We start from the raw sequence: 11,698 nt of genomic DNA on the forward strand, positions 1-11,698 counted from the left end.
CAATCCTTGTAAAATAACAATAAACAGTGCTTTAGCCGAATTCAAAAAAAATTAACGTGTAATAAATAATCTATTGAAATTAGAATAAGTAATCCTTTCTATCTCTTCCAACATTACTCCTCTAAGAGCAGCCATTTGGGCGGCGATGATGGGGATGCGCGTAGGATCGTTGCGTTTTCCGCGATAAGGTTCAGGAGACATATAAGGACAGTCAGTTTCAAGTAAAATCCTGTCAGATGGTAGTTTTGCCGCAACCTCTTTTGGCCTTTTTGCATTTTTAAAGGTTATCACTCCACCGAAAGAAAAATAAAAATTCATTTCGATAAACTCTTGAGCCATTTCAAGACTGCCGGAGTAACAGTGCATCAGACCGCGCTCAGGCTTTATATTTTTTAATATATCAGCCGTATCCTTGTGGGCATCTCGATCATGTACTACTACCGGAAGGTTCAGACTCTTTGCAAGCTCTATCTGTTCCCTGAAAACCTTCTGCTGTGCGTCCTTTTCACTGCTGCCATAGTAATAATCAAGACCTATCTCGCCTATGGCGATTACTTTAGGAGATTTTGCAAGTTCCTCCAGCTCTGTAAGATAATCTTTTTCGACTTTTTTGGCCTCGTGGGGGTGAATGCCAACACAGGCATATATAAAATCAAATTCTTCCGCAAGCTTTACGGAAAATCGGCTAGATGCCATATCAGAGCCGGCATTTACGACAATAATGCCGGCTTCTTCTATTTTTTTAATCATTTCCTGTCTATCAGTATCAAAAGCCTCATCGTCTAAATGGGCATGTATATCTACAAACATTTTTCAGCCCCTTTTATGCTTCCTGCATTCCTGCATTCCTGCATTAAATGCCTTGATATTCATTTCATGAAATTTTTCAGGAAGGTAGCTCTTTATAATTTGCTCCCAATCTAAATCTGTTATACCCAGTATTTTTACTGCTGCTCCAAGCAAAACAATATTTTGCGCTCTTACGCTGCCTGCATCTTTTGCAATATCATACGCATTTACGACAACAGTATTCGGAACCGTTGATTTGAGAATATCCAAGATATTTTCAGGATACTCTACCTGCCCTGTTAAAACCGACATGGGATAGATTTCATAATCGTTGACTATTAAAGTTCCGCCGGGTTTTAAGTAACTTAAATGTCTTGCTGCTTCCAGTTTTTCAAAGGCAAGTATTACATCAGCTTCCGCCGAAGTGATAATGGGCGAATAAACCTTTTCGCCAAATTTTATGTGGGTGGTGACGGTTCCACCGCGCTGAGCCATTCCATGGATTTCTGACATTTTTATATCAAATCCCAGTTGTGTTAATCCTTCGGTAAGTATCTTAGAAGTAAGTATAGTGCCTTGTCCGCCTACACCGGCCAGTAGAAAACTTTTTGTCATTATTCTTCACCCACCCTTTCAATGGCATCAAACCTGCATACCTGTTTGCAAAGGGTGCATCCGTTGCAGGAACTCTGATCTATAGATATTATTCCGTTTTTAAAAGATATAGCAGGACATCCTATCCTCAGACACATCTTGCATTTTGTGCATTTTTCCGGAACTACCTTACATTTTAAGTTCGCTCTTTCCCTTTGAACTTCCTTCAGCAGAGCGCAGGGCCTCTTTGAAACAATTACGAAGGGTTCATTAGCATCATAGGCTTTTTGAAGCACTTCTTGAGTTTCGGCAAGATTGTAAGGATCTATGACCTTTATATTTTCATCCTTAACTCCCACGGCTTTTGCAATCTGCACCACATCCACGGGAGGAACTTTTTCACCGCTTAAAGTCACGCCTGTACCGGGATTCGGCTGGTGTCCGGTCATAGCCGTAGTTCTATTGTCAAGTACTATCATGGCAATATTGCTTTTGTTGTAAACAGCATCTACAAGGCCTGTAATCCCTGAATGGAAAAAGGTGGAATCCCCAAGGCATCCAAAAACTTTCGTATTTTTTCCCGCCTGTTTAAAAGCTTTGTCAAACCCTATTCCGGCAGAAAAACCGGCTCCCATGCAGATCATGGTATGGGCCGAATCAAGGGGAGGCATAGCACATAAGCTGTAGCAGCCTATGTCGCTTGTTACAACTATATCCTTGAATTTTTTTAGAGCATAAAATATTCCTCTGTGAGGACATCCGGCACAAAGCACCGGCGGCCGTGCAGGTATTGATACGTCCAAAGTGTATGTGCTTCTGGTTTTTTCGGGTTTTAGTGCTTTTTCAATGATTTCCGGATTAAGCTCATCACATATTGGAAAAACTTCTTTACCTATACATTTAATGCCTAAAGACTTAACAAATGTTTCAAGGTATGGATCGTTTTCCTCAATAACATAGAGAGTATCTACACCATCTGCAAATTCCTTGATGAGCTTTGCGGGAAGGGGATAACTAAAGCCAATCTTTAAATAGGAGGCGTCATCACCCATAACTTCCCGGGCATGCTGATAGGAAATGCCGCTTGTGATAATGCCTATCTTGCGATTTCCCCATTCTATTCGATTTAAGGGAGATCTGTCGCTGTACTCACGAAGTTTTGCAAGTCTTTCTTCAACCACATAATGCTTTAGTTTGCCAAAAGCCGGAATCATGCAGTTTTTCTTTGCATCTTTTTTATATTCTTTAACTCCCGGATCATTACGAACTCCAGGTGTAACGAGGGATTTGCTGTGGCACACCCTTGTAGTTGTCCTTAGCAGGACAGGTGTGTCGTATTCTTCACTTAACTCAAATGCAAGTTTGGTATAGTCCAGGCATTCCTGACTGTCTGAAGGCTCCAGCATTGGCACTTTCGCATGTAAGGCATAGTAGCGGTTGTCTTGCTCGTTCTGGGAACTGTGAAGTCCCGGATCATCTGCAGTAACAATTACCAAACCTCCGTTTACTCCTGTATAAGACAGAGTAAAAAGCGGATCTGAGGCAACATTTAAACCCACGTGTTTCATGGCTGCTAAAGCTCTTGAACCTGAAATAGCCGCTCCGCCGGCGACTTCCACTGCTACCTTTTCATTTACAGACCATTGAGAATATATTTCTTTGTAATTAGCTATATTTTCTAGTATTTCAGTGCTGGGAGTGCCGGGGTAAGCTGCTGCTACACGGCATCCTGCTTCATAGGCTCCGCGGGCAATAGCTTCGTTGCCTGTCATTATCTCTTTCAATATTACCTCTCCTTCCTTTAGACCAAAATTGCCTATACCGATAAAGTAAATACTGCTTAATAATTTTAAGTATATCGCAATTTGCGCTCTTTGTGAACATCTCGTCAACGAAACAGCAGGCTTCCAGCGTTACCGCCAGAATTTCCTGCTTCATTGAACTTGAAACCTACCGTCTTCACAAGCGTTAATTTGGATAGTCCCTACCCTCTAAAACAAGATAAATTTAGGATTTTCGTGCTTGTAAAAGAGTTTTCCACAAGTTATTAGACCAATTTCCACAAGTTATCCACAGAATCTGTGGATAAGTGCATAAAATTGTGGATAAACTCAGACGGGCTCTAAGTTTTTATATATTGCCGAACATTATTTTACTTTTGCCCCTGAATCTATGTCTCTGTCTACAGTAACAAGCGTAAGGCCTTTGCTGTCAGACGCAGCAAGAAGCATGCCGCAGGATTCTATGCCGCGGAGTTTTGCAGGCTTTAAATTTGCAACAACTACTATCTTCTTGCCTATCAATTCTTCCGGAGTATAATGTTGGGCAATGCCTGCCACTATTTGGCGCTTTTCATTTCCTATTTTAATTTGCAGCTTTAATAGTTTGTCGGCGCCTTCTACTTTTTCAGCCTCTAAAACTTCTGCAATTCGAAGATCTATTTTAGTAAAATCTTCAATAGAGATAACATTGGCGCCTTCTTCCTTTTCTACTTTCCGTGATATTTCTTGTGCCATCTTTTGGTCTTCCTTTGGTGCTTCACCTTTCCCCTTATTATTTTCAATTCTCGGGAATATGATTTCCTTTCGCGAAACTTTTAGACCGGAAGGAAGTCCTCCCCATTTTTTCACACTTTCCCATGTGGAAAGAGTTTCATCTGTTATTCCCAGTTGGTCAAGAATCTTTTTAGAAATATTGGGCATAATTGGCGATATATGCACAGCCGTTATCCTTAAAATTTCTAACAGATTGTAAAGCACTGTATCAAGTCTTTCTTTTTTTGCAGGATCCTTAGCAAGGCTCCAAGGTGAAGTTTCATCTATATATTTATTTGCTCTTCCTACAAGTTTCCAGATTTCTTTAATAGCTGCATTAAGCTGCATGCTGTTTACAAGATTTTCTTCTGTTTCAGGCAAGTTTTCTGCCATGTTTATCAATTCTTCGTCAAGACTTTCTCTAGGTCCTGGAGCAGGAATTGTTCTGCCGCAAAACTTTTCAACCATGGTAACGGTCCGAGACAGTAAATTGCCTAAGTCATTGGCAAGATCAGTATTATACCTTGAAATAAGGTTTGCTTCCCCCACCGGGGCATCCTGCCCATAAGGTATATCACTTAAAAGATAATACCTTACAACGTCTGCTCCATACTTGTCGGCAAGTTCAAAGGGGTCTACCACATTACCCAAAGTTTTGGACATTTTCCTGCCGTCAGGTCCCATGAGAAAACCGCCTACGTTCAGATTTTTGTAAATAGGAATACCTGCTGCTTCAAGCATAGTAGGCCAAAATATGGCATGGGGTTTAATAATGTCTTTCCCCACAAGATGTGAGGCATGTTCCCAGTAGCGCTTGTATTTTTCTCCGTCAGGGTAACCTAAAGCTGAAACATAGTTTATGAGGGCATCAAACCACACATATGTTACATGGCTGTCGTCCCATGGCATTGGTATTCCCCAGGATACGCGTTTACTGGGCCTTGAAATGGACAAATCTCCTATAGGTTCTGAAAGAATCGAAAGAATTTCATTGCGGTAACCCTCAGGACGTATAAAATCCGGATGGGACTTTATGTAGTCTCTGAGCCACGGACGATACTTTTCCATTTTAAAAAAGTAATTACCTTCACGGCGTTTTTCAGGAGCCATGCCATGATCGGGACATAGCCCGTCAACCAGTTCTTTTTCGGTGAGAAAGCGCTCACAGCCTACACAATAAAGTCCTTCGTATTCTCCGTAGTAAATGTCTCCCGAATCATATACTTTCTGGAGAATGTATTGGACTACCTTTTTGTGTCTGGGCTCAGTGGTCCTTATAAAATCATCATACTCGATACACAGCTTTTTCCAAGCCTCTTTAAAACGATTGCTCACTCTATCTACAAAAACTTGGGGCTCCTCTCCCGCCGCTTTTGCCGCTTGAGCTATCTTTTCACCGTGTTCATCAGTTCCTGTCAGAAAATAAGAATCATACCCTGCAAGGCGGTGCCACCTATTTAAAAAATCAGCTATGACAGTTGTGTAAGCATGGCCTATGTGAGGCTCGGCATTAACATAATAGATCGGGGTTGTAACATAAAAAACTTTTTCATTCATATTTGTTTTGTCCTCCTAACAAAATTCGTTGTGAAAATAACACTAAAGCCCCGCCCCAAAGTAAGGGGCGAGGCATTCTCGCGGTACCACCCAAATTCGCCTGATTAAAGGCCTTTGCCAAGTACGGGAATAAAGTAAATAGACGGGCTTTCAGCCACTATTCCGATACCTGAAGGATTATAACGGTCCTTCACCGCAGTCGTCTACATATCGACGACCAAACTCCGGGGCCATCTTCAGCAAGGTCTTCGGCACCGGCTTTCACCTTTTCCGGCTCTCTTTAGGCCTATTCTGCTTGCTTACTCTTCCCTTCATAGTCTTTCTCGCTCAATTGCACGAATTAATAAAATTTATATCATATTAAGGCGAGAAAGTCAAGGAGGCAGAAGATTCTTGGATAGTATCAAGTTCTAAAGAAATTAAACATTTGTGCTTACAATCTATTATCTTTATTGCCATTTTATTATGGTGTATATTTTATCTCTTAAATAATTTTTTCATGTGTTTGTAGGTGCTAAACCGTCTTCTGCTGGAGAATAGTCCTTATCTCATTATCTATTCTGTGACTTGGCTCTACTATATATTTGCAATAAGGAATTGTACCCTGAAATTTTCAGTAAATATAAAAGCTCCTGCCGCATTTAGTTAAACCAATTAAAAATTCGCATTTATTAACTGAGGCAGACTTAAGTAATCTTAATATTGAGATTAAAATTTGCATGTTAATTCGGATATTTTACATATAATCTAATGTTAGTCCATGATGCTACTGGTGAATTGTCTGCATTTGTTACTCCTTGAATGCTAGGACAGTCATTCCATGTATTGCCAAAATCATTTGATACTACAAAATAGGTAGAAGTAGATACGCTACCTGGAATGTGGCGCGGAGCAAGATATTCTGCAAAAAGAGGTGCCACGCCCTCCCACACCGGGTCATAAGTTATCTGACCATTAATGATGTAATTAGGATCATATAGTTGCGATGGGTCAGCGCCAATATGTGCAATAATGCCCCATTGGTCACGACCGATGAAAGAATCCTGAGAAAGATTATAATTTAAATACTTAGCATGATTTGCAGGCACAAACTGAAAACCACCGCGTAGATTTGCATTGTTGGTGAATCCAATTTTTGGACTTGTAGAAAAACAGATAACTCCTGGGTGTGCCGCGCGCAAACGACCTACCTCAGCATACTCACTACCTCCAAAGCGACCTGTTCCTTGCACGCGTTGAATAATATCCGCAATGTGTTTAATTGTGTCATTAGAGTACTTTGCCATGACACGACCATTATTGATTTTAGTAACACCTGCTACCGTATCACCAGCAGCCCAGTTTTCGAACTCAATATAATCAAGTGTCCCATTAGCTGTTATGGGTTGATACACTTCAATCAGTAAACGTTTGGGCACTGCTTTGCTATAATCACCATTATAATAATTGTCTAGCGACTCCCATGTGCCGCTGCTGTTTAGATATTTAACTGGATTACCTACATAAGGCGCAGTAGAGCCTCCAAAAATATTTACTCCACCAGGCACCGATGTATAAATCATTGAATTGCTATAAGAACCGCCAGCGTATATGTAATCTTCATTTATGCCCACACTAATTTGTTTTGGTTTCCATGCAGTAGGATTTAAAACATCGTAGCTTGCTCGAGGACCAACTTTTAAATGTAGGGCATTAACGCCAATTGCGGTTACACATGAAAAAGTCCCATCAGATGCTTTATCATAGTGTGCTGCCCAAAAACCATCAGATGATTCTTTAGCTAATGTTGCAGGGCGATACACTTTACCGATTATGGTATGTTCCCCCTGACTATTTACTACGCTCACAACTCCATCTGCAAAATTTTCTATATATATTTTGTGTTTAAGCTCTAAGTTTGGAGAATTTTCATCTGCTACGACCTCAGGGATAGATGCATTCGTAAAATTATTTGATGCTGCAAAAACCGTAAATGTCGGCGTAAATGTTGCAAGGCAAATAATAGACAAGAATACTGCCATTTTATTTACCTTTTTCATATATGAGTTTCCTTCTCTCTTATAAGATATTGCCTGCACAGCTCATTGTACTGCGTAGGCTTATTAATTTTTAGCGATAAGACATCAATAAACTGGCAAATATAATTATCTAACTCAACGTTGGTAAAGGCGAATGCTGCAATTTCTCTAAAAATTGATGCGATATTAGTATGGCAATTCGGAAATACAAATTCATCAGTGGGCATCTCGAAATTCTCCTCAATAAAATGGAAAAATTCATGAATGAGAAGAGCTTGCTCTACCTTCTGCACAGACCCTAACAGTTCTTCTGCTTGATCATCTTTTTGAAAAAGAGTTATGGCAAATTGATTATCCCAAACTATTTGTTTGGTATCAATATCATAGTATGCTTTTTCGCTGACGTTTTTCAGACTTAATGTTTGAAAAGTTTGTATTTCGGAAACACCGTAATTTATAAGCTCACTTTGTATATTTTCATTTTTCAATGGATATTTACTTGCCAAAGTTTGTCCGTATTTTACACTTTCATTATACAGCTGCTCCAATTTTCTAGATTCTATTCGAGCATACATAGGCGCAGACAACCAAAGGCAAAAATCTAATATTTTCACATTCACCGTTTCTTTATTCCACACTATGCTCACAACCAACGCTTACCCGGTATTGCACCTTGATTTACAAGAGCGCTCTGAAGTTCAGATACTTTCACGTCAGCAAAATCAACGTTTTGCTTAATGCTAAGGGAAGCAGCTAATCCTGCAGCCTCACCTAGCGCCATGGCAGTTGCAGAAATTCTAGCTGAAGCCAATGCTTCATGGGTTGCAGAAATGCATCTACCGGTAACAAGCAAATTCTTGATTTCGTTTGGTACCATAACACCATATGGGATATCATAGCAACATTCTTTTTCTTTTCTTATCCAATTAAGTTTGTTGCCAGCTGGATCATGAATATCAATTGGAAAAGCGCAAGCTGCCACACTTCTTTCACTACATGAATTGTGAATAACATCATCGGCAGTTAGGGTTTCCAATCCTTTTATGCGACGACTTTCTCTTATGCCTATCATAGGAGCAATATTTCTTATATAGCAGTGCTCAAAGCCAGGTACATATTTTCTGAAAAACTTTAGTAGTTCTTTTATTTGCTCGTGTAAAAGAGATTCTGCAAAGGTGAGATCTTTAACATTAATAGCAGAAAGTTTAGTAACTCGTGTCATATTTACTAATACTTCACCTGGATGTACGCTCTGAAAGAATAGCACTCTATCTCGAGGTATTGATAAATCACCATTATTTTTAGCCTTAACAACTAAGTCGAAGAACCCCGAGACAGCTACGTAATCATGAAGATTGCAATTCTTATTTAAAATGAATTGCTCGGGATTTTGATAAACATAATCTATTACTTTTTCCAAATCTACCTTAGCAAGAGTAAAAATAAGTGTCATGGGTTGAGTTAGATTGTCACTGGTGCGACCAAACCAGAAATCTGCTTTACACATGGCGGCTAAATCCCCGTCCCCTGTGGCATCAATAAAAACCTTTGCTTTATAAGTAGCTATCCCATTTTTGTTTACTACGGTAACACTTTTTACGCAATTATCTTCACATTCCACTGAGTAAATATAACTATGCAGAAGTGTAGTGATACTCTTTTCATTATCTAGCATTTCAAAGTATACCAGCTTAAGTATTTCTGGATCTATAGGAGTAATAGTTGAAACCATCCCAATAGGATCTGGAATGTGCCCCAATGTTGCATCTTTTTGAGCCAAGCGATCTATAATCTCTTGAGGAATACCTTTAATGATTTGTTTTGAGCCTGAATGGAAGGTCATAATGGGACCAACCATAGCTGCAGTGTTCGTCCCGCCGGGATAAGCATTTTTATCTATGAGCAGAACACTCATGCCATTGCGAGCTGCAGAAAGCGCCGCAGCAATGCCACTTGTCCCTGCTCCTGCTACGATCACGTCATAATTTTTTTTCATAGATAAAACCTCTCCGTTCTTCTTTAAATATCATCATTTTTATATACTTCTATATCTGCTTCAAAGGTTCTTGGCCAGGGCAACCTTTTTTTAAAATCTCTAGTTTCAATTGGCAAAAATCTTCTTATGAATTGCCTGTTCTTATCAAATTGGTAATTTAACATTTTGTTTGCCCTGGGAAGATCTGTAATGTTCCAAATATCTTGGCCAGCTAGCTGTAGTTCTTCTTGCAGCTCTTGACGTATAAACGCTTGATAAATAAGATCATCTAGTAAGCGTTCGGTGGTAAAGCGTTTATTTGCTGGCGTATTTTGACCATCTGCAGCTATTATCTGCGCAAGTATGGTACCTAGTGAATTACTGGCAGTATTCCAGGCAGCATAACCATATAATCTAGTAAGAGGTGTCTTAGCAGCGAGAGCCTCTAAAAAAGCTAAATCTCCGCCATTGGCATATACAAGATCTAACAAATAACAGCATTTGCCCTTCTCTATCTGCTCTAAAATTTTGTTGATCATAAGTGTTCGTTGGGTAGGAGTATAATCAACCATTGGCAATTTTTCCGGACAATAATCGCCTTGCTGGTCTGCCGGGGGTAATATGAATAAGCAATTTTTGGCATGAGGATCATATATTATATTTATCATACTCATATGACTTGCAAGATTCTCTATAAATGGGCGATCTTCATACCGGGCAGTAAAATAACGATTCTCTGATAGCCACTGTATGTCACAAGTCGTCTGCCTCTGAGGTGCAATAGCTTGGACAGTAAGCTCCATACCCGCTTCATCTGTGCCATTATGGATAAATACTCTATTTTGTAAACCATATTCATTAATCGTCTTCTTGATAATGTCTTGTTCAAAAACCTGTATCGCATCTTCCGAACAATCTTCTTGCAAAATAACTAATTGCTCTAAAATTCCTTGACTTACCAAAGAGATGCATTCCATATTAATCGTATGGTTGCGACGTCTTACCTCTAAAAATTCATTCAGGATTGATGATGGAATTTCTTTTGTCAAATGAGCTAATTGGGCATTTGCTCTCTCTTTTTCCTCTTGTTCACCTATTATTGATCGATATTTTAATTGAGAATACTCCGTGATCTTTTGCCACCAAATCTGACTTTGTTTGTCAACTGCGCTTATTGAAATACGCATCAAAACGTTAAAAGCAAAAATTCGCAATTGAGGATTAGCTTTTTTAATATCTTTTAATAGCATTAACTGTGACTGAGCTTCAGAAAGAGATTTTGTGTTAGTGCGCGAGGCAATTAATCCACCATACACAAGCTGATCTATTGAAACAACCAAAACATCTGCATCGCTACAATTTATTTTTAACCAGTCAGCGATTGCCCTACTATTGGAAGGTGTTTTAAAAAAGTCCATTATGTCTATGGGGGGCTCGATCAGATTAACCCCTCTCAAATTTGCAAGCTGCTGAGGAAACCGATAATTGCAAGGTCGCGAGTCTAATGGCAATAAACAAATCTTCATTACATAATCACCTATCATTTATCAATTTGATTGCGAAATTCAGCCACAGAACGGGCAATGCTATCGGCTGTTTTGCCAGTAACTACAGCACCTAGCATTACGCCTGCAACACCGCATTGACAAAGAGCTGAGACTTCTTCAGGCAAAATAGCCTTTTGAGTTGGCACTACTACCGGAATATCAGTGCCGCAACAGATATTATGATAGCGCAATAAATCTTTTGCAGTTAAAGGTTGTCCATAAGCTTGAGGTTCTACAATAGAGGCTTCCAGCACATCAATACCAATGCTATTAAAGGCTTTTATATCATCCAATGTGTAGCTATAATCAATAGCAATCATTTTAGATAACGACTCACTTTGTAACACGATTATAGGCGTATGATGAGCGTAGAGCGAAACAAATTCAAATCCAGCTTGAACTACATGCTTAAAATCATTCCTAGCAGACTGCACATCGCCACCTAATACTATGCCACACGGTCCTTTGGCTTCTGCAAGAATTATATTTAGTTGGTCTTTTTCTCTTTCAAAATTATAAAAAGTCGTTTTGCTAGCGCGATGTTCCACATTAATATGCACTTTTAAAACATCTGCGCCATTTTGCCATGCTGCCCTAGCAAGAACTGGGTCGTTAGATGGTAAACTCATAATAAGAGTCATCTTGGGATCTTGTAAAAGTTTAACAAATCTGTTATTCATAATA

The 11,698-nt window shown here is 39.5% G+C and carries 9 protein-coding genes and 1 other annotated feature; all 9 genes read right to left on the reverse strand.

From position 1 onward, the window contains the following. Positions 1-51: 51 nt before the first annotated feature. The gene (locus tag BUE08_RS00190; protein WP_273039715.1) at positions 52-810 is read right to left on the reverse strand and encodes a TatD family hydrolase; all 759 of its coding nucleotides are present in this window, start codon (positions 808-810) and stop codon (positions 52-54) included. A gap of 3 nt (positions 811-813) precedes the next feature. Further along, complete coding sequence (locus BUE08_RS00195) at positions 814-1,404, reverse strand: indolepyruvate oxidoreductase subunit beta (RefSeq protein ID WP_286680071.1); 591 nt, start codon at positions 1,402-1,404, stop codon at positions 814-816. Next, the gene (iorA, locus tag BUE08_RS00200; protein WP_059031979.1) at positions 1,404-3,167 is read right to left on the reverse strand and encodes an indolepyruvate ferredoxin oxidoreductase subunit alpha; all 1,764 of its coding nucleotides are present in this window, start codon (positions 3,165-3,167) and stop codon (positions 1,404-1,406) included. Before iorA ends, BUE08_RS00195 begins: the two co-directional genes overlap by 1 nt. A 363-nt stretch (positions 3,168-3,530) precedes the next feature. After that, positions 3,531-5,474, reverse strand: a complete 1,944-nt coding sequence (gene metG / locus BUE08_RS00205) for a methionine--tRNA ligase (RefSeq protein WP_213996318.1) — start codon at positions 5,472-5,474, stop codon at positions 3,531-3,533. Positions 5,475-5,534: 60 nt separating this feature from the next. Beyond that, positions 5,535-5,798, reverse strand: a binding site (T-box leader). Between the two features lie 398 nt (positions 5,799-6,196). Continuing rightward, positions 6,197-7,513 carry a hypothetical protein gene (locus BUE08_RS00210; protein WP_213996320.1) on the reverse strand — a complete coding sequence of 439 codons (1,317 nt, stop codon included), beginning with the start codon at positions 7,511-7,513 and terminating at the stop codon, positions 6,197-6,199. After that, entirely contained in the window at positions 7,510-8,139 is a 630-nt protein-coding gene (locus BUE08_RS00215; RefSeq protein ID WP_213996321.1) for a hypothetical protein, read from the reverse strand. The genes BUE08_RS00210 and BUE08_RS00215 overlap by 4 nt, the downstream gene beginning before the upstream one ends. Beyond that, positions 8,136-9,488 (reverse strand): FAD-dependent oxidoreductase, encoded by a 1,353-nt coding sequence (locus BUE08_RS00220; protein WP_213996323.1) that lies wholly within the window; start codon positions 9,486-9,488, stop codon positions 8,136-8,138. The genes BUE08_RS00215 and BUE08_RS00220 overlap by 4 nt, the downstream gene beginning before the upstream one ends. Positions 9,489-9,511: 23 nt before the next feature. Further along, entirely contained in the window at positions 9,512-10,993 is a 1,482-nt protein-coding gene (locus BUE08_RS00225; protein WP_274964147.1) for a DUF4127 family protein, read from the reverse strand. 14 nt (positions 10,994-11,007) lie between these two features. Further along, the gene (locus tag BUE08_RS00230; RefSeq protein ID WP_213996325.1) at positions 11,008-11,694 is read right to left on the reverse strand and encodes a hypothetical protein; all 687 of its coding nucleotides are present in this window, start codon (positions 11,692-11,694) and stop codon (positions 11,008-11,010) included. Positions 11,695-11,698 lie beyond the last annotated feature (4 nt).

The organism is Tepidanaerobacter sp. EBM-49 (assembly GCF_001896645.1).
GTDB lineage: Bacteria > Bacillota > Thermosediminibacteria > Thermosediminibacterales > Tepidanaerobacteraceae > Tepidanaerobacter > Tepidanaerobacter syntrophicus.